This window comes from Bosea sp. NBC_00550 (assembly GCF_026020075.1).
In the GTDB taxonomy this organism is placed as follows: Bacteria; Pseudomonadota; Alphaproteobacteria; order Rhizobiales; family Beijerinckiaceae; genus Allobosea.
Map to the genome: position 1 here is coordinate 510,127 of NZ_CP102773.1, position 25,968 is coordinate 536,094.

Below are 25,968 nucleotides of genomic sequence, written 5' to 3' on the forward strand. Positions count from 1 at the left end.
TGCTTCAGCCACCCAAGCCTAAGAGCGCCACGCGATGCACTTGGACGCAGCAAGCTACGTTTTGCAGCGTCCACACGCGCTCGAACGCTTTATTTATGCAGTCTGAAATGTTCCATGTAGCGTCCGCACGCGTTCTAAAGCTACATTGACGCTGTCTAAAGCGTGAAAACGATTTAACGAGACAGTCTGAAATCTTTCTTACAGCGTCATAAAGCATCCGAACTCTTTATAACGCGTTAGATTGCATCATAGAGCGCGCACGTGCACGCACGTTCAAGCACGGCGCGGTGTAGCCGCAGCACGTTCTAGGAGCTCGATGACAGGTTTCGGCGCTTCCGGCGCTGCGCCCTCAGTAAATCCAGACTCGAACTCGTCGATGTGCATCGCGAACAGTCCAGTATTTCGCGGGCCGATCACGTCTGCATCGATGCTGTCACCGACGAAAAGTACCTGATGCGGCTCCAAATTAAGCCGCTGGCAAACCAGCTGATAAATCTCGACCTGAGGTTTCATCATGCCGACCTCAAACGAGAGAACGGCCGCATCCGGGGCGCTAGGCAGGCAGCCGAGCAAAGCGGCTCCATATGGCGCGGCGAGATTCGAGCAGACGCCTATTTTCAACCCGAGCTCGCCCAACCTGCGCCAGATGGCCTCAATTTCCGGCCGTAACCGTGTCGAAGCGGTTTCCGCCGATAAGTCCGCCTCAAGCTCGATAAGGCGCTCCTCGTCAGGAACAATTGCGAGGTCCCGGGCAAGATCGCGTAGGCTCATCGGAGTAGTGAGCGCCTGGGTCACCGCCGCCGATGCACTGGCATGCCCGAGGAGCGCTCTGAACGGCCGTCGCTTATCGCCAATTTCGACGAGCGTTCCGAACCCGTCGAAGCAGACAGCTCGGATCTGCGGACGATCGTCTGCCCAGATCAGATCTTCATCTGTTTATTTTGTGAAGTTCTTGTCGATCGCATTAGGCGCTACGCCCCCACCCCATCTGATAGCCGCGACCTCACCCCGCACAGCAAGTTGATCGTCGAGCGTCCCTCTCAGGAGATCGATGGGAGCTCGCCCCTGGTAAGGCGCAGCCATGTTGGTGGAGCGCAGCCAATCTCTTTCTTTTTGCGGAGATCCGTAAAGCTGCTGCGCATCCTTAAAGACACCGAGGAGTGCAGAGATACGCAGGAGAACAGGCGTTTCGAGAACGACCGGACCATTCGACCGCGCAGCGGTCGACCATTCCCCATATTGCCTCGCATCGCACTGCAGAAGCGCGAGCCGGTCGGCCGAGGACAATTCCCAGCGGTCCGCGATATTCAAGAACGTGCGGAGCCCCGGCGCGCTAACGCGAACACGTTCCTCAGGTGGCTTTTCCATCAACGTGCTCCCAGCGTCAGTAGTGGAACCAGTATAGCTGATTTGCGGACCTTCAGTTCGCTTGGTGACCTTCGTGCTCTCATAGCCAGATCCCAGAGTGCTACCGTGTGGTGATGCCCGGGAAGGGAGCACACGGGCTTCCGGAATTGCCGGGGAATAGCGCGCACTTGGCGGGGAACAAAGAGCGCATGGTACGTTAGGTGTATTTGCCGATCAATTTCAGCGTCTTGCAGCCGCTCGCCGCGCCGTGCCAGCGTCCTCACCCGCACCGAGCCCCCAGCCAAAATTTCTGTAGTCCGCCGAATGGAAAGCGGAAGGCAATTGGAGCAAACTTAGATAAATCAGTATCTTATTTGAAGTTTGCCTCGCTCTCCGCCAAGTGCGCGCTATTCCCAGATACCGAGCCGGCCGGGGTGCCCAGAGAGGTTCGCAGGAAAATGGGGCGTTCAACGGTGATTGAACGACAGGCCGAGCATCTCCTTACAGGTGAAAAGTCCGGCGACAGTGCCCCCGTCCCCATTCTGTTGAGACTGCCTGTTATTACCACTTTTGCAGAAGTGGTAATAACGCGCCCGCCTCTCTGATCTCCGCAAATTTTGCGGCGATTAGACCGTCTAATCTCCGCACAGCGACGTTGCGCTAGTATATCGAGTGGTCGCAGGCCACGATGGCTGAATCTCGGTGCGGGGGGCTGCCGGACTCCGGAATCGGCCAGATAGATGTAATGTCAACCACGATGTCCATGCCTCTCACCTACGCGATCGGCGACGTGCACGGTCGCTCAGACCTTCTCATCGCTATCGTCGACTTTGTGGAGCGCGATGCCGCTCGCCGTAGACGGCCGCCGCGAATTATTTTTCTCGGCGACATCGTCGACAGAGGGCGCGATAGTAGGGGTTGTCTCAACGTCCTCGGACGCGTCCTAGCCGACCATCCAGGGTCAACCTTCATCAGGGGAAACCACGACGACTGGTTTCTTCGTTTCCTAGAGAACGACCGGAGCGAGCTCTATTCGTGGTTCCACGATGGCGGCAGGCAGACCCTCGACTCCTATTGCGACCTCGACGTGGATCCCGGGCGGGAGTTCATCCTTGAGCATCATCCGGCGCATTTAAGCCTGCTCCGAAATTCCTCATTCATCGTCGACGAGGGCCCGATGCTTTTCGCACATGCTGGCATCCGCCCAAGTGCACCTATTGCCGAGCAGTCGCCGAAGGACCTGCTCTGGATCAAAGATCCATTTCTCGATCACCGCGGAACGCTGAAGCGTGTCGTGGTCCACGGGCATACCGTCATGAAAGAGGGCCTACCCGTCGTCACGGAAAACCGCATTTCCATGGACACCGGCGCATGCTTCAGCGGTCGGCTCTCGGTGCTAGTGATAGACCAGGCTGAACGAGAGTTGTGCTTTTGGCAAACGGCCGGCGACCGTCGCTCTGTCGTCGAAGTGGAGGCCGATCGGTGCGACCGTGGTCACGGCACGTTGATAGATGACCTGTCTTGGCTCGGCGGCTGACAACCCTTCCGGAAGGCAGCAACGCGCCCACCTTGTAGTGCCTGTTTAAGATGTCTCACCGTCTCACTGCCTTGGCGCGCGAAGGTGCGTCGCATAAGCTCTAGCCAAGGATGCGATCGACGAAGTCACCTAAGAAGCCTTACGCGGCGCCGACGCTGGAAAGGCCGCTGCGCCTTTACGACCACACCAAGCTCATTGCCTGGATCGGATATGAAAACGAGGATATTACTATATCGTCGAAGGGATATGCTCCATGCCTCTCTGCCGGCGCGACTTTCATGAGCTTCTTCGCTCGGCCGAACCGCTATCTGACCCGCGGGACACGGCTCATGATTCACGAGCGCAAGCTTCAGGCAAACGTCATCCTGGATGGGCCATTGACGGCGTGCATTGCCAACCTGAAAGCGAAGCTCAACGAGATTATCGAGCACTCGCAGGAAGGCCGGTTCGCTGTCGTGGGCTTTTCACTCGGGGGAGCTTTGGCATTGGCGTCGGCCGCTCACGATCACAGAATTTCAGCCGTGCTCGACTTCTTCGGGTTTGTCCCGTCCGGGTTGGAGAGCACCTCCCTTCCGCCGACACTAATCCTACACGGGGACGCTGACCGCGTGGTGCCGGTCTCAAACGCGAGCGGAATCGAGCGATTGGTCAACAACGCCGGCGGAATGGCCGAAACCCACATCTACCCTGGCGAAGGCCATGGTTTTTCTCTCGCTGCCTGGCCCGATGCTATTTCAAGAACACAGGATTTTCTGCGCAGGCATCTCTGACGACAAAGGCTGCCCCACAGAGATCGATGTCAAAACCTTCGATCGCGCTACGTCAGGCGTATTGGATGGAGCGCTGGTCCGCCCGTGCATGGCGATATGGCGAGGGCCCGAGAGATCATCCAGCTTTGGATCGGGGCAAGCAATGCAAAGCGCGCCGTGTCATCGCGGAACCTCAGGATGAAATATCGCGTTGGCGAGCAATGGATCCAGCGATGGTGATGTCCGTGCCGTCAGCCGTTTTCGAGCTCCTGAAGAAGTTCCAAGCCGCCTTGGTATTTGGCGGCATGGTGCTGGCGCCGGCGGGCGCACAAGCCCTTACTGCCGACGGGGTGAACCAGGCGGGCCGACCCGCGGCCACTTGACGCAGCAACTTGGCGAGCGCTCAAAGGGGACGTCAGCACGAATATCGTCTCGGACTACTTCGTAACGAAGGAGGATATCAAAGCCCGGTTATCCCGGCGCATTCCTCATGACTATGCTCGTCAGGCCCGAATGAATCGGCTCGGCTACAGGAACGCGCAGGAGATGTTCGCCGAACGCTTTCATATGAGCGAGGGCCTTCTCAGGATGCTCAACCCACGAAAAGATTATCTGAAGCGCGAGGAAACGTTGCACGTCGTCTCAGTCGGACGAAGCCTTCCTTCCAATGAGGCACGAACGGTGGAGACCGACAAGACAAATGGTATGGTGCGCGCGTTGGATGCGACGGGAAAAGTCATCGCGATGCACCCAGCGACTATCGGGAGCGAGGAGACACCCTCGCCCGAGGGCGAATATCAGGTGGTGAGGGTCGTTAAGAACGCGACCTATCACTACGACCCGATCAAGAATTTCCAGCAGGGGAATAACAAGCGCCGCTTGGCGCTTCCGAAAGGTCCCAACAACCCGGTCGGGACGGTGTGGATCGAGCTGTCGAAGCCGACATTCGGCATTCACGGCACGCCGGAACCTTCGAGGATCAGCAAGGCGTCATCGCATGGCTGTGTCCGGCTTACGAATTGGGACGCAGAAGAACTGGCCCAAATCGTCAGGCCCGGCACGACCGTGCGGTTCATCGAATAGCTCTCATCCCGGCTTTTGCCAACTTGGCCGGGCCGGAGCCATCGTCGGGGGCTGCGGGACGATAGGCCGATGGCTGCGCGCGAGCACAATGACATCCAAATCCGTGACGATGAAGAAGGTCCGGGCGCCATCGTGTCCTTCCCGTTCGACGCCGCAGCCGTGGAGCGCTTTCGGCGGGCCTTTCCGCGAGCACGCTGGAGCGAGCACTTGGCGGCTTGGCGGCTGCCCGGAACGACGGCGATGCGTCGCGCGGAACGGTGGTTCGCTCGCGAACTCCCGCGTGCTTTCGCCCCAGCCGACGAGCGCGGCCGCGATTCCTTCTCGTTCGAGCCGATCGTTAGTCCCTATTTGCAGGCCGCCGATGAGATGATCGTGCGCACACCGTTCTCGCGAACGATTGTCGACGAGTTGCGCGCTGTGCCATGGGCCTGGTGGAACGGCGAGGACAAGGCTTGGCAGGTTCCATATCGGTCGGTTGACGAGCTTCGCAGGAGATGGCCCGCGATCGAAGCTGCCGCGCAACGCAGCGAGCCAGAAGCACGAAGGCAGCGACGGGAGGCAGCGAGATCCGCGCCTGACTACGAGGAGGCGAAGGCCACGGCAGCCGAGCGGCGCCGCCGCCGCTATCCCGTTCCTGCAACTGAACTTCCGCCGCCGGACCGAGTGCTGATGTCCCATGAGGGACCGCTCGTCGTCCTTGAAGTGACAGGGGAAATCGTGCCAGCGGAAACTGCCGCTCGGCATTACGCTTGGAGTTCCGAACTGTTCGACGTTCTAGTCTGGGCGTTGTGGCGGCGTCCGACGCATGAAGAGCTTATCAGGGCGTGGCCTGCGCGACGCCCGACCACAACGAATGCCTTTCAACGCGGATGGTGGCAGCCGACAATCCAAGAATTGCGTGCCGCACGTAGGGCGGCGAGATCCGTAGAACGCGCTCGGGAAACCCGCAAAACCAGCCTCCCTACCAACGATTGATCATTGATCGATTGGCCCGTTCTTGTCCCGTTATCAGACGTGCTCGACTTAAAGGGGGAGAGAGCCGAGTCAACCAATGACGGTCGATGCCGTCGAACGACGTGATACTGATCGTTGCACAGCTCGTCGCTGGAACTGTCGCGTGCGCTGAAGTTGGTTGGGATGCGCCACGAGCAGAGTCACCCAATTTCCCATGACGAGGGCATGCTGGCGCGTCGTGACGTGCTCACCGTGCCCGACTACCGCTCGAGAGAGCCAATCGTCTTACCCGCCCCGGGAAACACCGCGGTACACGAAATCCTCGACCACCGATCGCCGCCGCGTCGAGCAGATGGCGGTGGAAACCACGCTGCCGAACGGCGTTAGGCGTTACTCCCTGCGCGGGAAGCAGTCGGCGATTTCAGCAACCAGCGGGACAGGCTCCAGCGAGCCCTTTCATCAGAAAGCTTCGGAGTGCCGCGCGCCAATCGCGCGCTCGGCGTTCGTCCTAAATTCGACCAACGCCGATAGCCCCACCGGAACGCGGCGCGGCGGCCTTCCAGGCGACCGGCCTGTCAGCAATCCGGGGCAATTCACGCCGTGCTCGGGTCGCGCCGCCGGCGCCCCATCAAAGCCATGAGTATGGCACGATTGGGACTTCATTCAGCTCGGCCTTCGCGTCGGACCGCACAAATAGCGCCGGCGTTGGCTTGGAGAAAGCTAATCAACCGGGCGGCGGACAGCGTTCAATGGCGGAGGTCAGCTGGCTCTGCGCGAACGGCTTACCCAGGCGGAGAAGATCCTCGAGGCCTTCATTATCCGGAATCTCGGCATAGCCCGAAGCCAGAATGATAGGCAGTTCCGGCCGAGAGGCCCGAATTCTTCGCGCCAGCTCTGCGCCGGTCATCCCAGGCATCGAATGATCCGTGATGACGAGGTCGATGCGCTCATTCTCCAACAACGCGTCCAAGGCCTTAGCGCCCGAGTTCACCTCAACGACCGTATGACCGAGATCCTCCAGCATTGCTGCCGTACCCATGCTCACCAACGGGTCGTCGTCGACCAGGAGAATGACGCGGGAAGCCGACGGCTGCTCCAGCGGGCGAGCCGCCTCTTCGGCCTTCGCAAGCGATGCGGACGTCTCAGCCTCACTTGCAACGGGTAGCCACAAAGTTGCGCTTGTCCCCATACCGACACGGCTCGACAGCGCCAGCATGCCTCCCGACTGTGCGGCCAAGCCTTTGATCATCGAGAGGCCGAGCCCCGTACCCTTGCCGGGCCCTTTGGTGGTGAAGAACGGGTCCGCTGCCTTCTGCAGAGTTAGCTCGTCCATGCCGGAACCGGTGTCGCTGACCCGGATGCAGACATAGGGTCCAGGCGCGAGTTCCGTTTGCGGATTGTCGGATGAGACGACCGAGGCTTCGGCGGTGATCGTTAGCTTACCTCCGTTCGGCATCGCGTCGCGCGCATTGACGACGAGATTGAGCAGGGCGAGTTCCAGTTGGTTGGCATCGACGAGCACTAAAGGCAGCGCCTTGGGCAACTCCCGGACGAACTCGATCCCAGGGCCGATCGCTCGTTGCAGCAAATCCCCCGTGCCGACCACGATGGCGGGAATGTCGATTGCCTGGGGCTTCAGCTCCTGGCGCCGTGCGAAGGCGAGCAGGCGCTGCGTCAGAGCAGCGCCTCGGTCGAGGGCCTGGATCGCATTGTTGAAGAGCTTGTCTATGCGCTCTTCATGCGGCAGCCGCTTTTGGAGCAGATGGAGGCTGCCGAGCGCCGCCATCAGGAGATTATTGAAATCGTGCGCGACGCCACCGGTGAGTTGCCCGATGGTGTCGAGCTTCTGAGCCTCGAACAATTGGGCCAGCGCTTCTTCCCGTTCGCGGGTGCGCTCTTCGATGCGGCTCTCCAATTGTTCGTTCAATGACTGCAGTTCCGCGGACGACGCTTCCAGCTGTGCGGTCCGCTCTGCCACGCGTCGTTCCAACTCGGTATTGAGGCGCTCGAGCTGCCGGTTCGTCCGGTAGAGCTCGGTGAAGACCTTGACCTTCGCACGCAGAACCTCCGGCACCACCGGCACGGAGACATAATCCACCGCGCCGGCTTCGTACCCGCGCAACCGGTCCGGCTCAGCCATCATCACCGCCGAGACGAAGATGATCGGAGTTTTCTGGAAACGAGGGTGCTCGCGGATCATCGCCACGAGTTCGAAGCCATCCTGATCCGGCATACAGACATCGACCAAGATGACGGCCATGTCGTTGCGGAGAAGATGTTCAAGAGCTTCGCGGCCGGAGTGCGCCTTGATCAGATTCTCGCCCAGCTGCCCGAGGATGACCTCATAGCTGAGCAGCTTCGCCGGTTGGTCATCGACCAGGAGAATGTTTACCGGATCCATGGGAGCCCCCTCAGCGATGCAGCCACATACGCAGGGCGGATAGCAATTGTTCCGTGTTCACCGGCTTGGCCAGATAATCGGACGCGCCGGCCTCCAGACATTTCTCGCGATCGCCCTTCATCGCCTTCGCGGTGAGGGCGATGATTGGCAGCCGGCGCAGGGCGGGATCGGCCCGGATGGCCTGCGTCGTCTCGTATCCGTCCATCCCGGGCATCATGATATCCATGAGCACGAGGGCAATGTCCGGCTCTTTCTTGATCGCTGCGATCGCCTCGCTGCCGGTCGTCGCCGTGATCACCCGCATGCCGCGGCGTTCGAGGATGCTGCTTAGCGCGAAGATGTTGCGCGCATCGTCGTCGACGAGCAGCACGATCTTGCCGACAAGATCCGCGTCGGAGCTGTGCAGCTGCGCCAGCATCTCCTGCTGGGCGGCAGGTAGGTCCGACACGACCCGGTGTAGAAAGAGCGCCGTCTCGTCCAGCAGCCTTTCCGGAGACTCGACGCCCTTGACAACGACGCTGCGGGCGATCGTATGAAGCTGCGTGTCCTCCTCCGGCGACAGTTCGCGCCCGGTGAAGACGACAACCGGCACGTCGCCGATCGCCGCGTCGTCACGGATATGCTCCAGCACCTCGAAGCCCGACATGTCGGGCAGTTTAAGATCGAGCACGACGCAGTCTGTCGCGCCCTCGCTGAGGATTTCGAGCGCTTTCGCGCCGGTATCGGCGCTGACGATGTCGATATCATCGTGGTCGAGCAGTCCGGTGACGGCCTGCCGCTCCCGCGCGTCGTCTTCGACCAGGAGGAGCTGCTTGCGACGCGGCTGGGCATAGTCCTTCAGCCGGGCGAGGGCGCGGCCGAGCCCCTCCGTCGTCGTCGGCTTGTTCATAAAGGCGAAAGCTCCACGCGCGAGACCATGCTGGCGATCCTCGTCGAGGGTGACGATCTGTACCGGAATGTGGCGTGTCGCGGGATCCTGTTTGAGTTGGCTCAGCACCGTCCAGCCCAACATATCTGGCAAGAAGACGTCGAGAGTGACCGCGGTTGGCCGGTATTGGCGTGCTAGCGTCAGTGCCTCCGAACCACGCATGGCGACGAGCACCTTGAAACCGTGGTCCCGGGCAAGGTCGATTAGCACGCTGGCATAGTGGGGATCGTCCTCGATGATGAGCAGAACTGAATCCCCGGGTACAATCCGATGACGATCATCCTGCAGCTGCTCCGCCGCGTTCTCGCCGAGCCGGCCCGCCGTCAATGCTGCGATCGATACTGCAGCCGTATCGGCGACGGTCGGGCGCATCGCGATCGGCGCCGCACCCACGAAGCTAGAGGGCAGGAACAGGGTGAAGATGCTGCCCGAGCCCGGCGTGCTGCGCAGCTGGATTTCGCCGCCCAGCAGGGTGGCCAACTCCCGGCTGATGGCCAGCCCTAGTCCCGTGCCGCCGTATTTCCGGCTGGTCGATGCATCGGCCTGCTGGAACGCTTCGAAGATGATCCGCTGCTTGTCGGTCGAGATGCCGATACCGCTATCTGAGACCTCGAATGCGATGACGGCGGGGGCGTGGCGCAGCGACGCATTGTCCGGGCTCCAGCCGCCGCTGACCGGAGAAACCTTGAGCGCGACGCTGCCCTTCTCGGTAAATTTGAAAGCATTGGAGAGAAGGTTCTTGAGGATCTGCTGCAGTCGCTTTGAATCGGTGATGAAGCTGCGGTCCAGGTCCGGCGACAACTCGACGGCGAAGGAGAGCCTGCGGTTTTCCGCTTCGTGACGGAACGAGCGCGTGATGATGTCGAGAAGGCTGGTGAAGAAGATTTCTTCGGCCTCGACCGAAACGGTTCCGGACTCGATCTTGGAGAGATCGAGGATGTCGCTGATCAGATTGAGCAGGTCGGTTCCTGCGGCATGAATGGTGCGAGCGAATTCGACTTGCTTGTCGGAGAGGTTGCGGTCCGGATTTTCACCGAGCTGCTGCCCAAGGATCAGGATCGAGTTGAGCGGCGTCCGTAGCTCATGCGACATGTTGGCGAGGAACTCAGATTTGTATTTGGAGGTTAGGGCCAGCTCGGTCGCCTTCTCTTCGAGCGCGCGCCTGGCCTGCTCGATCTCCTGGTTCTTGGCCTCCACCTCGACATTCCGCTCGGCGAGTTGCTGGGCCTTCTGTTCGAGCTGTTCGTTCGTCTGCTGAAGTTCGCGCTGCTGCGTCTGGAGCTCTCCGGCCAGTTGCTGCGACTGTTTCAAGAAGCTTTCGGTCTGCATCGTCGCTTCGATCGAGTTGAGCACGATGCCGATCGAGGTGGTGAGTTGGTCGAGGAAGGAAACTTGCAGCTCGCGGAAGCAGCTTGTGGTCGCGAGCTCCATGATGGCTTTGACTTGGCCCTCGGACAGGACCGGCAGGACGATGGCGCTGCGGGGCTGTGCCTTGAATACGCCCGAGCCGATTGGTAGGGTGGTAGGAGGCAGGTCCGTGACCAGGATCCGCCGTGCATCCTTGGCGCATTGGCCGATCAGTCCCTGGCCCATCTGGAGTCGTTCCGGATGGCCCTTAACCGGGTCGTCGGCATAGACCGAAAGCAGCCTCAGGCCGGCTGAGGTGCCCTCGGACTCGACCTGGTAGATGACCCCGTGTTGGGCGCCGACGAGCGGCGCTAGCTCCGAAAGGAGCATCTGGGCCACTGTCGAGACGTCGCGATGGCCCTGCAGCATGTTGGTAAAGCGCGCGAGATTGGTCTTTAGCCAGTCCTGGTCGGTGTTGCGCTCGGTGGTGAGGCGCAGATTGCCGATCATCGTGTTGATGTTGTCCTTGAGCTCGGCGACCTCGCCGCGAGCCTCGACCTGGATCGAGCGCGTCAGGTCTCCCTTCGTGACCGCCGTCGCGACCTCCGCGATGGCGCGCACCTGCGTCGTGAGATTCGCTGCCAGGAGATTGACGTTGCCAGTGAGGTCCTTCCAGGTGCCGGCTGTGCCCGGGACGTTCGCTTGGCCCCCCAGGCGCCCGTCCACGCCCACCTCGCGTGCGACAGTCGTGACCTGGTCAGCGAAGGTCGCAAGCGTATTCGTCATGTTGTTGATGGTCTCGGCGAGCGCCGCGACCTCGCCCTTGGAGGCGACTGTCAGATTTTGCTTGAGATCGCCATTGGCCACGGCAGTGACGACCTTGACGATACCGCGCACCTGTTCGGTGAGGTTGGCCGCCATGACGTTGACGGTATCGGTCAGATCCTTCCAGGTGCCGGCCACGCCGGGCACCTGTGCCTGGCCGCCGAGCTTGCCTTCGGTGCCGACCTCGCGCGCCACACGCGTCACCTCGCCGGCGAAGGCGTTGAGCTGATCGACCATCGTATTGATCGTGTTCTTCAGTTCGAGAATTTCGCCCTTCACGTCGACGGTGATCTTGCGGGAGAGATCACCGCGGGCAACCGCCGTCGTCACCTCCGCGATGTTGCGGACCTGCGTCGTCAGATTTGCGGCGAGCAGATTGACGTTGTCGGTCAGGTCCTTCCAGGTGCCGGCGACGCCGGGCACCACAGCCTGTCCGCCAAGGCGCCCATCGGTGCCCACTTCACGTGCCACGCGCGTGACCTCGCCGGCAAATGAGCGGAGCTGATCGACCATCGTGTTTAGCGTTTCCTTCAGCAGCAGGATCTCGCCGCGCACGTCGACCGTGATCTTGCGCGACAGATCGCCGTTCGCGATCGCCGTCGCGACCTCCGCGATGTTGCGCACCTGGGCCGTCAGATTGCCGGCCATCGAGTTGACGCTGTCGGTCAGGTCCTTCCAAGTGCCGGCGACGCCGGGCACCTGCGCCTGTCCGCCGAGCTTGCCTTCGGTACCGACCTCGCGAGCCACGCGCGTAACCTCGCCGGCGAAGGCGTTGAGCTGATCGACCATGGTGTTGATCGTGTTCTTCAGCTCGAGGATTTCGCCCTTCACGTCGACCGTGATCTTGCGGGAGAGGTCGCCGCGCGCGACTGCGGTGGTCACCTCCGCGATGTTGCGGACCTGCCCGGTCAGATTGGACGCCATCGAGTTCACGTTCTCGGTGAGATCCTTCCAGGTGCCGTCAGCGCCCGGCACGAGCGCCTGTCCTCCGAGCTTGCCTTCGGTGCCGACCTCGCGCGCCACTCGCGTCACCTCCGAGGCGAAGCGGTTGAGCTGATCCACCATCGTGTTGAGCGTTTCCTTCAGCTGGAGAATTTCGCCCTTCACGTCGACCGTGATCTTGCGTGACAGATCGCCATTCGCGATCGCGGTCGAAACCTCCGCGATGTTGCGAACCTGGGCCGTCAGGTTCGACGCCATAGAGTTCACGTTGTCGGTCAGGTCTTTCCAGGTGCCGGCGACGCCGGGCACGCGGGCCTGGCCGCCCAGCTTGCCATCGGTGCCGACTTCGCGAGCCACGCGCGTCACCTCGCCGGCGAAGCCGTTGAGCTGGTCGACCATCGTATTGATGGTCTCCTTCAGCTCGAGGATTTCGCCGGAAACATCGACAGTGATCTTGCGGGAGAGGTCGCCGCGCGCGACGGCCGTCGTGACTTGAGCGATGTTGCGAACCTGTGCGGTCAGGTTGCCGCACATCGCGTTGACTGAATCCGTGAGGTCCTTCCAAGTGCCGGCGACGCCGGGCACGATCGCTTGACCGCCGAGTTTGCCCTCCGTGCCCACCTCGCGCGCGACACGCGTCACTTCCGAGGCGAAGGAACGCAACTGATCGACCATCGTATTGATGGCTTCCTTCAGCTGCAGTATCTCTCCGCGGACATCGACGGTGATCTTCTTCGACAGGTCGCCATTGGCTACGGCTATGGTTACCTCGGCAAGATTGCGGACCTGGGCGGTCAGGTTCGATGCCATGGAGTTGACGCTCTCGGTCAGGTCCTTCCAGACGCCAGTCACTTCCCTGATTTGCGCCTGGCCGCCGAGCTTTCCGTCCGTCCCCACTTCGCGCGCCACGCGGGTCACTTCGGAGGTGAAGATGCTGAGCTGCTCGATCATGGTGTTGACGATGGTCGCCGAGCGGAGGAACTCGCCCTTTAGCGGGCGGCCGTCCACGTCGAGTGGGACCGGCTGCAGCAGATCACCCTTGGCGACTGCGGCGATGGTGCGCGTCATGGCGGCGGTCGGCCAGAGCAGATCGTCGATTAGCGTGTTGACGGAGTTTTCCATCTCCGCCCAGGCGCCGTCCGACAGGCCGAGGCGAACTCGGGTGCGCGTCTTCCCCTCCTGGCCCACAATTTCGCCAACCTGTTCAAGCTGGCGCGCCATTCTTTCATTGGCACTGACAATGTCGTTGAAGGTGTCGGCGATCTTACCGGCAACGCCGCTTTGGTTGCTGCGCAGCCTGATTGAAAACTCGCCCCGACGGACCAGCTGGAGCGCTTCGAGCAGTTCCGCGAGATCGACGGCGGAGACATCGACGGCGGTCATCGAACCTAGACCGTTAGGCGCGGTTGCGATTGGGATTCTTTGCGATGCCTTGTCGGACGAGCGATTCTTTGCGGCGGGACGGGCAGGCGTGTCCATGGACATAGCTCCGAATGGCGGCCTTGCTTAAGGGCAGGTTCAATTCGTCGAATGGCTGTCGTTCACGGGGAGGCGGCGATCACAACCCGCCGTCTCTTTTCCACAATGCTAAGCGATGCCGTGGCAACCAGGTCTGATTGTCCTTAGGCAGAAGTACCGCCGGGACGCGCGTTAATCCAAACGCATTTGACAGCGGGGGCGCGCCAGATTTCGGTCAATCCTAACGCGACGGTCGCTTCGGGCTCAATCGGGGCCGGCCCTATACGAGGATGTCGGGCAAGTCGCGCGCGGCGCAGGCTGCCCTATCGCGGCAGGCGCTGCGATATATCGGGGATGATGGGACTTTGCATCCACTCGGCCAAAAGCGTTTTCATTTTAACCCCCTCGATTTGGCTTGCGCCGACACGCCAAACTCTGCGGGCCATTGAAAGTTCCGCGGCTCCCGTTTCGAAGGTCGCCGGGCATTTACCATTATAAGCGCCTCTGATCTGCACCGTCGCCATTTAACTAAGCCGTTCGCGTTTGATGATCGATGTGCCCTCGATGAGATCGTGCAGACGCACGTGACACGAAGGCGGCGCGGCGCCTGTTGAGGCCCATTGTCCAGAAGCAGGGCTGTGCCCTCGTCGGATAGCCACCTCCGATGCCGCCGTCCTGCGGCAAGATCCTGCCGGCGATCGAGCATCGCGCAAAAGCGCCTCAACAACCGCGCTGAGAACTCACACCTGCCGCTGCGAAAGCCAAATGGACGATGCGGGACCCGATCTCCGGGGAGCCTGCAACGCTTCGTCTCTGTCTTCTCCGCCGTCCGGAATCTGTTCGTCCCGCCTCTCTCTCGTCGCTCCGCCCTCGACAACCATCTGCATCGTCCGCCCGCGATGGCGTACTAGAAGCGGTCGCCGATGTCGCTTCTTGACCCGCTCTGCGTTCGAACCCAAGCGGAGATATATGGCAGAGGAGCGCACAGGACTTAGCTCGGGCGCTCGATGGTTTTTCCGCGACCCCGAAAGTGTGTAACGAGGAGGAACTATCGCACAAATCGTCGGACGATCTCCCATAGGAACCTTGGTAGCTCCTCGAACGCGTAGGGCGCGTTGACCCGCTCCAGCCTTTGATGAAACTCCCGTCCCCAAGGCCCAATGTTCACCACTGGGAACGACAGTACATCGTCCCTCGCTCTATCGACGAGTGATTCGACCGGCGTGTTGGCCGCGATCAATGCACGATCGGCCTCGGACGGCCGGTGTCCGAAGAAGCTCATGTCCGAGATGCCGGTGAAGTACTCGCGGTACTTAATCGCGGAGTACCCCATTTTTTCCTGAGCCAGTCGTGCGGCTTCAATTGCGGCGGCAAAGTCGGAGTGGTCGCCCAGTGTCGTTACATGGGTGGCGGGATAAACGAGGCTACTGAGGCCGTAGATAACGGCGGGGCCGACCAGACCGGCTTCCGTGATCATCGCACCGACCACCGCACGGGTTTGAGCCAAGGGATCGTCTGAGTCGATCCAGGTTTGCTCCACATTTCGAACCCTGGACAAGGCATCGGCGCCGCCAACGTGTTCGACCCTCCGCCGCAGCTCCGCGACCGAAACGAACGAGGCACTCGGCACCGGCGGAGTTTCGTGCATTGCGAGCATCGCTGCATAGCTACGTGCCCGGCAATTGAAACTCTCGATCGCGTCGGCAGCGGCGATGCGAACGTTTTGTTCGAAGAGGCCGAGGAGTTCCACCGCAGTCCAACTATGAGAAAGCCAGTTGAAACCGAGCCAGACTCGCTCCGGCGTCGTGACCTCGTAACCCCCGCGCAAATCCTTGGCCTCAAGGCAGATCGGTGGCGGGGACACTTCCCCGTCGGCCCTGTCGCAAAGCGTGGGGTTCGCCTCCACGGCCTTGACGATCGCGGAAGCGATCAACTGAGCGCTGATGCCTTCGAAGGGGTAGCTCGCATGCGAGGAATGCCCGATGATCAGCGCAAACGGCAGCGCCTTGCCGATCGTCCCGCGGTATATCGCGCGACCTTCCTCGCCGTCTCCCTGATCGCTCGTCGCATCAAGGTTGATGCCCGCCTGGATGTCGAGCCCAAACTCGCGCGCAATGCCGGGCAGAGCATCCCGAAGGCTCCGCATCCCCCTCGAACCCCTCTCCTCATCAGGCGTCGCGATGAGAATGAGATTGCCTGGCCTATCTGGCTCGGTGGCAAAGGCTTCTAGGACGGCAATTCCAGCCGCGATCCCGCTCTTCATATCGAGCAGGCCCCGACCAGGTAGGAACTCACCGCTATTCAGATCCTCCAAGGCACGTTGCTCGGCGGCGTTCAAGGGCCTGCTCTGGAGATCGGCGAACAAGGCCTGCAGCAGCTCATCGGGCTTGAAGGCAAGTGGGGCGAGTTCGCGATAGTTCGCTATTGAAACCACATCGTAGTGTCCTGCCAGCGCCAGCGTCCGGGCCCCCTGCCCCCGCACGATTGCCACGACACTTTGGGTAATGGGGTCTCCGTGACTGTCGACAAGGCGAATCTGATCAGGGTGATCGCGGAAGTAGGGTATTTCGCCAAGCAGTTCCGCGAGCTTCGCTCCGAACTCTGCCTCACCGGTAGTTCCGGTTTCGCTACCCCACCCAACCAGGGAGCACGAAAGCTCCCGAACGCGACGCCCGAATTCCGGCTTCAGCTGTGGTTCCATCGCGACGTTCCAAATGTACTGAGGGCGGCCCGAAGATAGGCGACCTCATGATCCGCATGAACGGCCTGCCGGGCCGATTTGAAGCTGATACTGTCGGATTCGTCAGCTTACGTGTCAGAATCGGTAGCTCAATGGACGACCTCGACTATCGGCTGATCGCCGAACTTCGCGTCAATGCCCGGTCCACGGTTCCGACGTTGGCCAAGCTTCTGCGCGTCGCCCGCGGCACCGTTCAAACCCGGATGGATCGCTTGATCGCAAACGGGACCATTGCGGGATTCACGGTTCGGATGAAGGAGATCGAATCAACCGATCGGATACGCGGCATAATGATGATCGAGCTAGAAGGGCGGAACGTTAAGAAGACCGTAGCGGCGTTGAGGCTTAACCCCGGATTTGCCGGTCTCCACACGACAAATGGTCTCTGGGACCTGATTGCCGAAATCGAGGTCGCGGACATGCCCGCATTCAATCGGCTAGTGAGCGGCATCAGGATTATGGACGGCATCTCCAAGTCCGAGACACATATCCTCCTGGGCCCGGCGTAGCCGAGCTTCGAGCGCTCAATCCGATGCTTGGAACGGGAGCGACGGGTGTGGCGCCTGTTCTTGGTGCTTGGCGACCGTGAGCCCGGCGCGGCGACCCCTGGAGACCAGGCAGCCAGCTCAGGAACTCCTTCGCCACGGTCCCCTTGGTGTCTCGCAGCGACCAGGCTCCCATGGCAAGGAATTCGAAGTCCAATCGGCCCAATGGCTCCCACGGCGCCACCCAGCTCCCTTCAGTCATCATCACGAGCTACAACCTCGAGGCCCGGGACAAGAAGACTTCGTCGGCGATCGGGCGCGGCGCGGCGCCATATTCGACCATCTTGAGGAATTGCGGGAGGCTCTGCGCGAGACGGGCGAGGACCCGATCGACGTACCGAGTGAGGAGCTGAAGAAAAAGGATCTCGACGCACTGCTGGCCGGAGATGATGCCGAGGCGGCAGCGCTGCAGCTACGAGAACCGATCTCGGCCATCCAACCGACCCCAGGAGCCGATCCGATAATCAGGTAGAGGCGGAGTCAGAACCGTTCGAACATATTCCATCCGGGGACGTTGGACGCAGATCACTGCCGAGGTCTCCCATGAATGCGAAACGTGAACGAAGCCGTTCGGTCTGGATGGATGTAAAGGTAGCACCCGACGCCCGGCGCCTTCAGGCGGACCACGCGGCAGACGTGGCGGTAGTCGGCGCAGGCATCGCGGGCCTGTCCATCGCTTATGAACTTGCAGTGCGCGGTCTATCCGTCGTCGTGCTTGATCGAGGTGCGATCGCCGGCGGCATGACATCCCGCACCACTGCCCATCTTGCGCCCATTTGCGACGATTCCCTGAGCGAGTTGCTATCGATGCGCGGGCAGGAGCTGGCGAAGGGATTTCACGCAAGCCAGAGTGCCGCCGTTGATCGGATCGAGTCTATCCAAAAAGAGCTTCAGATAGACTGCGAGTTTAGGCGTCTCGACGGAATCCTTTTCCTGGATCCGGAAAGCGACGAGAGCGTCCTCGACGACGAGGTTTCCGCGGCGATGGACATCGGGGTCACCGTCGAACGCGGAAAAGGTCTGCCCTTGCGGACACTCGACGAGCGCCCGTTCCTACGCTACCCGGCTCAGGCGACTTTTCATCCGCTTAAGTATCTCCGAGGCGTGGCGGATGCGCTCACCAAGAAAGGCGCGCGCCTCCATGCCAACACCGCAGTTATCGAGGTGAAGGAGGGGGATGACCACGTCGAGCTAAAGTTGGAGTCAGGTCACACTGTGACGGTCGGGCATGCCGTTATTGCGACGAATTCTCCCATCCATGATCTCGTCGCCCTTCACACCAAGCAGGCGCCCTATCGGACCTACGCCATGGGCTTCGAAATCGAGGCGGGGAAGCTGAACGACGCGCTCTACTGGGATACGCAAGATCCCTATCACTATGTCCGCCTGACGCCTGGCGAAGACGGCAAGGACATCCTCATCGTCGGTGGCGAGGATCACAAGACGGGCGAGGCTGACGATGCCGATGCGCGTTTCGCCGCCCTCACCTCCTGGATCAAGACCCTCGTCCCGGATCTCGGTCCGGAACGCTATCGCTGGTCGGGGCAGGTCATGGATACGCTCGATTATTGCGGCTTCATCGGACGCGAGGCCGGCAGCGAACGTGTCCTGGTCTCCGCCGGCGACTCCGGGCAAGGCATCACCCACGGCGTGGTTGCCGGCCTGCTCATTCCCGACCTCATTCTCGGGCGCGAGAATTATTTGACCGCAGTCTACGACCCCAACCGGAAGCCTCTTAAGGCCGCGACGACTTATGTCAGCGAGAACATTACAGCGGTGAAAAATTTCGCCGAGTACCTCGCTCCCGGCGAGCTGACCTCCATCGACGAGCTCAAGCCTGGTCAAGGCGCGATCGTGAGGCGCGGCCTGAGCAAAATCGCCGCCTACCGGACCGAGAAGGGCGAGGTCATCGAGAAGTTGGCGGTCTGTACGCACCTTGGCTGCCACCTTCATTGGAACTCGTTCGAAGTCTGCTGGGATTGCCCTTGCCACGGATCGCATTTCTCTCCGGACGGGAGCGTATTGAACGCCCCGGCTATCGGACCGCTCTCGGATGTTGATGAATAGTCATGATTATCATATCTCGCTTGGAACCAATGTCTTGGCCAGCAGAGAGTTATATGACGCCGTGCTCGAGTGTGTTTGCTTTCTCAGCCTAACGGAAAACGCATACCCCACAGATTTTGGCGTATCGAGTCTGCTGGTCAGCTTGGAAACGGGCGCCAACGGCGAGCGGGCGAGCGCAGGAAACAGCGTCCATATCGCTTTCGGCTCAGGGTGGCCGAAGGTGGGTTGTTCCTTATTTGTGCTTGATCCGGGCGGAAACAAGATCGAGGCGGTCACGCGTCACGGCAAATGAACCGACGCTGCTATTAGAACCACACCATATTCATTCGGGAGTTTACAATGAACACGGCCAACTTGCAGCTTGAAGGCCTAATGCTCTCTGTCGCCGCCCTGTTTGAGGAACTGAAGCGAAAAGGAGTGCTTGCCGCTTCTGAGATAGAGGCGGCGCTTGCTCGCGCTGAAAACGGTGCGTCCGAGAGGACCACGGAACTCTCCGAGGCCAACGCCGAAGCAATCCGCTTTCCGATCCGCTTTCTGAAAGAGGCGCTGCGAGAATCCAACGACGCCTTGGATTATCGCAGCGTCGCCGCAAAGGTGGGTAGAGCGCGGGACGTCCGTCAAACTCGATAAAGACGCGGGGCGCTCGAGACTAGCCGGCATAACGCACTGCTGGGCTTGCAGAGCCGATCCTACGTAGGTGGCCAGATCTAGGCGCCCTTCCGTTTCTCGCTGCTGCGGAAGGCAGCTCGCCTGTCACGGAAGCGAAATAACGCTGCGACCCCTATCAGCGCCCGGGCAGCGGCCACATTGTCCACTCTGACCACGCCGGCCGCCCACAGGCCATGAACTATAAAAACGGCCATCGAGAGCCGACGTTGGCGTAGCCGCGAGTTAAGAGCTGACCAGCAACTTCGCGAACGCGTATCAGCTCTCGCTCGGTTGCACCGGCTCACCATCTCGGATGATGCAAAGAGCTCAGCCCGCCCGTTGACTGGCGGAGTTGATCAAGAGCGAAATGCCAAGAGATCACTAGATTGCTATGCCGCCGCCGACGGCCTCGTAGTACCGAGCCCGTCGCTGATTTAGACGTGAACCAAACTCTAGGCGGCTGGCTGCGGCTCCGACCAAACGAGCATTTACGCCAGCATGCGGACTTTCGGCTCGCGGCCCCATTGCCGCGTTCGCGCCGGAAGCAGGAACGCCTCCACGGCTTTGCCCAGCGCGACGATCCCGTCATCCGGCTCGACTCCGGCCTTGTCGAGAAGCGGCTCGGCCTCAACGCTGTAGCCGATCGCCTTGAGATGCCCGAAGGCGTCCTTGGCGAAATCGACCGCCGCACCTTCTTTCATCAACATCGCGCAACCGTCCTCGGAAAGGATGATCGCCACCGCGTCGAAGAGCACGGAAGGCGAGCCGGCGAGCTGGCCATCGGCCTTGAGTGTCTTCCCGTCCTTGAGCTTCACGCCGCCGATCTTCGGCGCGACGATCTTGACGGCTCCGCCATCGCCTTCGACGGCGGCCTTGACGGCGGCGACGACTGCCCCGTCCGCCCCATCCGAAACCAATATGCCGACAGTCCGCCCCTTCAGAGTCTCAGGGTACTTGCCGACAATCCGGAGCGCCAGCGACGGCTCCATGTCGACCGGCGCTATACCCGGCTCGGAAGCCTTTGGCAGGGGCATCGCAAGCCCATCGGCAACGCGCTGCGCTAGGGTTTCATCGACATTAACGAGATTCGACAGCACGCGATTGCGGACGTGCTCCAGAGTGACCTTCGACAGCTCAAAGACGAGAGCACTCGCCAGATGCGCTTGCTCGATCTCGCTCTGCGAGCGGAAAAACAATCGGGCATGGCTGTAATGATCTGCGAAGCTCTCTGCGCGCAGACGAACCTTATGCTCCTCGACCGGAATCGCACCAGTCCGGAACCCGCCTATCGGGTCCTCGCGAGGGCCGCTAGCCTCGCCGGCCTCGTTGAGGCTGTTGGGCTCGTAGTTTGCCCGGCCGGTGAAGACCTGGGTCTGCATATGCCCATCGCGCTGCAGGTTCTGGAAGGGGCAGCCCTTGGCCCTGTTGATCGGAATCTGGTGGAAGTTCACGGTCCCGAGCCGAGAGAGCTGCGTGTCCTGGTAGGAGAACAGGCGACCTTGCAGCAGCGGGTCTTCCGAGACATCGATACCGGGCGGCATATTTGTCGGCAGGAACGCGGACTGCTCGGTCTCGGCGAAGAAGTTGTCCGGATTTCGGTTCAGCACCATGCGACCGATGATGCGGATCGGCACCAATTCCTCGGGGATCACCTTAGTTGCGTCAAGAATGTCGAAGGGCAGAGCATCGGCCTCCTCCTGGCTGAGCAACTGCACGCCGAAGTCCCACTCCGGGAAATCCCCCTTGGCGATGGCCTCATGCAGATCGCGGCGATGGTAGTCCGGGTCGGCACCGGCGATCTTCACCGCCTCATCCCAGCAGGTGGATTGGGTCCCGAGCTTGGGGCGCCAGTGGAACTTGACGAAGGTCGGCGTATTCTTGTCGTTGAGCAGGCGGAACGTGTTGACGCCGAAACCCTCGATCATCCGCAGCGAGCGCGGTATCGCACGGTCCGACATCGCCCACATGACCATGTGGGTCGATTCGGGCATCAGTCCCACGAAGTCCCAGAAAGTGTCGTGGGCGCTGGCTGCCTGAGGGTAGCCGCGGTCGGCCTCCATCTTCACCGCATGGATCAGGTCGGGAAACTTGATTGCGTCCTGGATAAAAAAGACGGGAATGTTGTTGCCGACGAGATCCCAATTGCCTTCCTTGGTGTAGAATTTCACCGCGAAGCCACGGACGTCGCGCGGCGTGTCGACTGAGCCGGCCCCGCCAGCGACCGTCGAGAAGCGCGTGAAGACCTCAGTCCTGACTCCGACTTCGGTCAGGATTTTGGCACGAGAGAACTCCCCCAACGACTGGGTCAGTTCGAAAAAACCATGGGCGGCCGAACCGCGTGCATGGACAATGCGCTCAGGGATGCGTTCGTGGTCGAAATGCTGGATCTTCTCACGCAGGACGAAGTCTTCGAGCAACGTTGGACCGCGACCGCCTGCCTTCAGTGAATTCTGGTTGTCGCTGACGGGAACGCCATGATTGGTGGTGATCCGGCCGTCCGGCGCGACGGCTGTCTGGTGCAGTTCGCCGCCGTTGCCGATCGAGACTTTGGAATTGGCGGTTTCATCGCGGGGAGAGCGGGCCATGGATCCTTGTCCTTGCTTGCTGACGCGCGAGCCGCATATGTCGCTCGGTTTCGAGCGGATCGAGGCTCATCTTGATCGGTTCGGCGAGGAGGAGGCGTCGATATCTCCGCCCTCGTGGAGTGCTCACAGAACGAAATGAGCGGTCCTTAAGTTCCGGCGTCCACTTGGCCCTTGGCGATGCTCCTCGCCTGCTATATTTTGCGTCAGATAACCCGGGGCAATGCTTCGTGACGAACGTCGCTGAGATTTACAGCAACATCAAAGGCAGACTAGGATTGCCCTGCGACTGGCACGTGACTTTTATTAATAGCAAGAGGTCATTTATAAGATTAAAAATATAATATCAGTAGTTTACAGTAACTATATTTTCATATGGTAATTTCATACTTTAAGTTTCAGAGTTACTGTAGATTTATAAAACGCTATTTCGTTTTGATCATGACCACGCGCGCACTGCTCTCATCCCATCGCCTGAGCACATTCAACGTCACATCGCTCTTGTGGCGATGCACGCGCAAATCGAATTGTGACGCTCCCAGTTTCAATCCGCGAATTGTAACATCGTCGAGGAACGAGGGAAGGACCGGATCGATCAGCGTGACCTCATTCGTGGCTGCCGGCAGGTGTAGGCCTAGGCAGGCGGCTAACAGCGCGAAGGGGGCGGCCGCGGCCCAGGCCTGTGGTGAACAAGCGACCGGATACGCGGTCGGACCGCGCCGGCGCCTCCTCAAGAATCCGCAGAACAACTCCGGTAGGCGCTGCTGGTCTTGGTAGGTTGCCGCGTCGAAGATCGCCTCGAATAAGCGTGCTGCCTGGAGCTTGAAACCGTATTTCGCGAAACCAAAAGCGATCAGGGCGTTGTCATGCGGCCAGATCGAGCCGTTGTGATAAGACATGGGATTATAGCGAGTTTCGCTGGCGTTCAGGGTTCGGATACCCCAGCCGCTAAAGGCGGCTTCACTCATCAGGGTCTCGACGACCCGTATTGCGCGCGCGGGTTCTGCGATACCACCAAATAGGGCATGTCCCGCGTTCGACGATCGGACACGGCAGGGCTTCTTGTCTCCGTCCAGCGCCAGCGCGTAACTGCCGATCTCCTCGCACCAGAATTCTTCGTCGAAGCGGGCTCGCAACATGGAAGCCTCCTGCCGCAACGCGTCCGCCCGAGCATCCAGGCGGAGAGCGATCGCCATGGTCGACGCGGCCTGTTTGGCGGCATAGACGTAAGCCTGAACTTCGACCAGCGCGATAGGTCCTCGGGCCAGGGAGCCATCCGCGTGTGAAATCGAATCGTGGCTGTCCTTCCAGCCTTGATTGGCCAGCCCGCTTTCAGTCTCGCGATAGTATTCGACGAACCCATCCCCATCGCGATCGCCGAAGGTGTCGCACCATTGCAGTGCCGCCTCGATATTTCCCCAGAGTCGCTCAATCGTGGCCAGATCGCCAGTGCGCTCAAAATACTGGCCGGCCAGCATGACGAAGAGCGGAGTTGCATCTACAGAACCATAATAGAAGCCGAAAGGAACTTCCCCGAGATTGGCCATCTCGCCGCTTCGGCGTTCGTGCAGAATCTTGCCGGGTTGGGCGTCGGCTTCGGGATCGCTGCTAACGGCCTGCGCCCTTGCCAGCCGAAGCAGAACACCTTGCGCCACCATCGGATCAGCCCATAACAGCATCATCGCGGTGATGATCCCGTCGCGACCGAACATCGTCGAAAACCAAGGAATGCCGGCGTAAGGGTAGATTCCCTCGGCATTGCGCGTCACAAGCGTATACACATCGGAGGTCGAGCGACTGATCAGGTCGTTGAAGAGGGTGTTCGTCGAATCCACCTTGGCGATGCTCGCTGTCAGCGCGCGTAGGTCTCGACGAGCCCGCTGGTAGGCCTTGGCAAAGCCAATCGGTGATACGCCTGATGTGCCCACGGCAAGCCCGCCCGAAGCCTCGGCATCTATCAATTCGCAGGCAACGGTCACGAGTAGCGACGTCCGCTCGCCGGGCTTGAGGGCAAACCGGAACGAGGCGAAATCCTTCGTCAGTTGGAGCGGTGCCGGTTCGAAGCGGAGAACCGTTCGGCGCGTCCTGTCGTCGAGGCCGCGATAGGAGAATTCTACGAGCGAAGAAATGGCCCGGCCGTCCATTTCACCGCGATGGGCCCGCTTCATCCCCCTCACCTCAAACAAATCACGGAAGTCTGCATCGAAGGCCAGAGACAGGCTGAATTCGTGGGGAACGCGGTCGAAATTGCGTAAGCCAATCCGCTCGTAGCACGCCGAATTCCAGAGGAACTTTGTCCGCTCTATTGCGATGGCGTCGCGCGGAATGAGCGCGTTGCCGTCGCCGCGAGCAATTTCAGGATTGGCCAAATCCACGGTGAGGGAAGCATTGTCGTCTTGGATGACCGAGCTGAGCAGGAGCGGCCGCTTGCCTTCGAAGAACAGTTGCAGCCGGGAAAGATGCCGGGTGTCATTGCAGAAAATGCCTTCGGACGTACCAGGGGTGATACCCATGTCCCCATAGCTGTCGAGAACCGCGAAGGCATCACCGGATTTCAGTGTGCGGAGCGGTCGTTCCACGAGAGATGGATGGGCATCGAGAGCGTGATCAGCCAACTGCTCGTGGGGTGGTGGAATCTCGCGCTCACGCGCTGCGATGCCATGCTCCTTCATCCAAAGGCTCCTCCTCGCTGAAGACCGGGCTGGACAGGCCGTAGTGCGTCACGGCTCTGCGTCCATTGTGCGGCGCTTTGGCGTCCCCCAGACGAACCCAGCAAGCGATTGAAGGCGTCGAGATAATCGCTCGCCATCCGTGCCGCGGTGAAACGGCTTTCGAAATACCGCCGCACTTCATAGCGATCCATGGTGACGCTGCGCTCCGCGGCTACGACGGCCTCAGCGATGGAATCCACGATGATGCCGGACACACCGTCTTTGATTACCTCAGGCACCGAGCCGTTGCGCCAGGCAATGACAGGCGTTCCCGCTGACATCGATTCGATCATCACGAGCCCAAAGGGCTCGGGCCAATCGATCGGGAAGAGCAGCGCGCGCGCACCTGCAAGAAAGGCCGCTTTCTGCCCTTCATCGATCTCGCCTATGAACTCGATCAAGGGATGATCGAGCAAGGGCTTGATCTCTGCTCGATAATAGTCTTCGTCAACGGGATCGACCTTGGCCGCGATCTTGAGCGGCATGCCAGCCTGCTTTGCGATTTCAATCGCTCGATCGGGCCGCTTCTCGGGCGTAATCCGCCCGAGAAAAGCGAGATAATCCCCTCCTCGTGGATCGAATGGACACAGACCCCGCCCCAGACCGTGTTGAACGGTCGCCAGCCAGTTCGCAGTCGCAGGCATTGGGCACCGCTGGCAGTCGGAAATCGATATCAGCGGCATCTGCGGGAAGGCGTGATAAACGGGCAGGAAATCCGGCAGATCCAACCGGCCATGCAGCGTCGTTACGCATTTCTGGGCAAGATCCGTGAAAACGGCGTGCTGCAGCAGGTCGAGATGGAAATGGATAATATCGAAGGAGGCCGCTCGCTCGCGAACTTTGGCGAGCATGGCGAGATGACTGGCCGTGTGATCGCGGATGCCCGCGAGGCGCAGACCTTCTGGCGCGCATGCCACCAATTCAGCGGAAGTTTTGGAATCGCCCGACGCGAAAAGAGTGACTTCATGTCCGAGCCGAACGAGTTCCTCGGTCAACCAGGACGCCACCCGTTCCGTTCCGCCGTACATCTTTGGAGGGACCGCTTCGGCCAGCGGTGCAACTTGCGCAATCCGCATTCTCTTTCTCCGCCCCCCGCGCCGACAT

General features: G+C 60.7%; 15 protein-coding genes and 3 pseudogenes. 10 read left to right on the forward strand and 8 right to left on the reverse strand.

The features are described from left to right. Positions 1 to 273 precede the first annotated feature (273 nt). Both NWE53_RS29490 and NWE53_RS29495 read right to left on the reverse strand, forming a co-directional pair. Positions 274 to 924 carry an HAD family hydrolase gene (locus NWE53_RS29490; protein WP_331489888.1) on the reverse strand — a complete coding sequence of 217 codons (651 nt, stop codon included), beginning with the start codon at positions 922 to 924 and terminating at the stop codon, positions 274 to 276. 12 nt (positions 925 to 936) lie between these two features. Next, positions 937 to 1,368: an MbcA/ParS/Xre antitoxin family protein gene (locus NWE53_RS29495; protein ID WP_265055256.1), complete on the reverse strand. Its 432-nt coding sequence runs from the start codon at positions 1,366 to 1,368 to the stop codon at positions 937 to 939. A 724-nt stretch (positions 1,369 to 2,092) separates the two neighbouring features. On the opposite strand from NWE53_RS29495, the gene NWE53_RS29500 reads away from it, so the two are divergent. The 5 genes and pseudogenes from NWE53_RS29500 (at position 2,093) to NWE53_RS29520 (ending at position 5,691) form a co-directional block, all read left to right on the forward strand. After that, complete coding sequence (locus NWE53_RS29500) at positions 2,093 to 2,884, forward strand: metallophosphoesterase (RefSeq protein WP_265055257.1); 792 nt, start codon at positions 2,093 to 2,095, stop codon at positions 2,882 to 2,884. 242 nt (positions 2,885 to 3,126) lie between these two features. Next, positions 3,127 to 3,654: pseudogene (locus NWE53_RS29505) on the forward strand (alpha/beta hydrolase family protein); the annotation flags it as partial. Positions 3,655 to 3,866: 212 nt separating this feature from the next. Continuing rightward, on the forward strand, positions 3,867 to 4,016 hold the full coding sequence (locus NWE53_RS29510) for a hypothetical protein (RefSeq protein WP_265055258.1): 150 nt from the start codon (positions 3,867 to 3,869) through the stop codon (positions 4,014 to 4,016). A 163-nt stretch (positions 4,017 to 4,179) separates the two neighbouring features. Further along, positions 4,180 to 4,716 carry a L,D-transpeptidase gene (locus tag NWE53_RS29515; protein WP_265055259.1) on the forward strand — a complete coding sequence of 179 codons (537 nt, stop codon included), beginning with the start codon at positions 4,180 to 4,182 and terminating at the stop codon, positions 4,714 to 4,716. A gap of 69 nt (positions 4,717 to 4,785) precedes the next feature. Continuing rightward, positions 4,786 to 5,691, forward strand: coding sequence for a hypothetical protein (locus NWE53_RS29520; protein ID WP_265055260.1), 906 nt, complete (start codon positions 4,786 to 4,788; stop codon positions 5,689 to 5,691). 703 nt (positions 5,692 to 6,394) lie between these two features. Here the strand turns inward: NWE53_RS29520 and NWE53_RS29525 are convergent. Together NWE53_RS29525 and NWE53_RS29530 are read right to left on the reverse strand one after the other, a co-directional pair. Then, positions 6,395 to 8,071, reverse strand: coding sequence for a response regulator (locus tag NWE53_RS29525; protein ID WP_265055261.1), 1,677 nt, complete (start codon positions 8,069 to 8,071; stop codon positions 6,395 to 6,397). 10 nt (positions 8,072 to 8,081) lie between these two features. Further along, positions 8,082 to 13,073: pseudogene (locus tag NWE53_RS29530) on the reverse strand (HAMP domain-containing protein); the annotation flags it as partial. 1,046 nt (positions 13,074 to 14,119) lie between these two features. Here NWE53_RS29530 and NWE53_RS30155 point away from each other — a divergent pair. Further along, positions 14,120 to 14,482: pseudogene (locus tag NWE53_RS30155) on the forward strand (DDE-type integrase/transposase/recombinase); the annotation flags it as partial. A 137-nt stretch (positions 14,483 to 14,619) separates the two neighbouring features. Here the strand turns inward: NWE53_RS30155 and NWE53_RS29540 are convergent. Continuing rightward, a complete protein-coding gene (locus NWE53_RS29540) occupies positions 14,620 to 16,272 on the reverse strand; it encodes a M20/M25/M40 family metallo-hydrolase (RefSeq protein WP_265055263.1) in 1,653 nt (550 codons plus the stop codon). A gap of 131 nt (positions 16,273 to 16,403) precedes the next feature. On the opposite strand from NWE53_RS29540, the gene NWE53_RS29545 reads away from it, so the two are divergent. The 4 genes from NWE53_RS29545 (at position 16,404) to NWE53_RS29560 (ending at position 19,553) form a co-directional block, all read left to right on the forward strand. Next, positions 16,404 to 16,820 (forward strand): Lrp/AsnC family transcriptional regulator, encoded by a 417-nt coding sequence (locus tag NWE53_RS29545; protein WP_265055569.1) that lies wholly within the window; start codon positions 16,404 to 16,406, stop codon positions 16,818 to 16,820. Between the two features lie 579 nt (positions 16,821 to 17,399). Next, the gene (locus NWE53_RS29550) at positions 17,400 to 18,923 is read left to right on the forward strand and encodes an FAD-dependent oxidoreductase (RefSeq protein WP_265055264.1); all 1,524 of its coding nucleotides are present in this window, start codon (positions 17,400 to 17,402) and stop codon (positions 18,921 to 18,923) included. Then, entirely contained in the window at positions 18,910 to 19,215 is a 306-nt protein-coding gene (locus NWE53_RS29555) for a VOC family protein (RefSeq protein ID WP_265055265.1), read from the forward strand. Before NWE53_RS29550 ends, NWE53_RS29555 begins: the two co-directional genes overlap by 14 nt. A 47-nt stretch (positions 19,216 to 19,262) precedes the next feature. Continuing rightward, entirely contained in the window at positions 19,263 to 19,553 is a 291-nt protein-coding gene (locus NWE53_RS29560; RefSeq protein WP_265055266.1) for a hypothetical protein, read from the forward strand. A gap of 506 nt (positions 19,554 to 20,059) precedes the next feature. Here the strand turns inward: NWE53_RS29560 and NWE53_RS29565 are convergent. From NWE53_RS29565 to NWE53_RS29575, 3 genes are all read right to left on the reverse strand, one after another. Further along, on the reverse strand, positions 20,060 to 22,156 hold the full coding sequence (locus tag NWE53_RS29565) for a catalase (protein WP_265055267.1): 2,097 nt from the start codon (positions 22,154 to 22,156) through the stop codon (positions 20,060 to 20,062). 422 nt (positions 22,157 to 22,578) lie between these two features. Beyond that, a complete protein-coding gene (locus tag NWE53_RS29570) occupies positions 22,579 to 24,825 on the reverse strand; it encodes an amylo-alpha-1,6-glucosidase (protein ID WP_265055268.1) in 2,247 nt (748 codons plus the stop codon). Beyond that, complete coding sequence (locus tag NWE53_RS29575) at positions 24,822 to 25,940, reverse strand: glycosyltransferase family 4 protein (RefSeq protein WP_265055269.1); 1,119 nt, start codon at positions 25,938 to 25,940, stop codon at positions 24,822 to 24,824. Before NWE53_RS29575 ends, NWE53_RS29570 begins: the two co-directional genes overlap by 4 nt. Between the last annotated feature and the right edge of the window lie 28 nt (positions 25,941 to 25,968).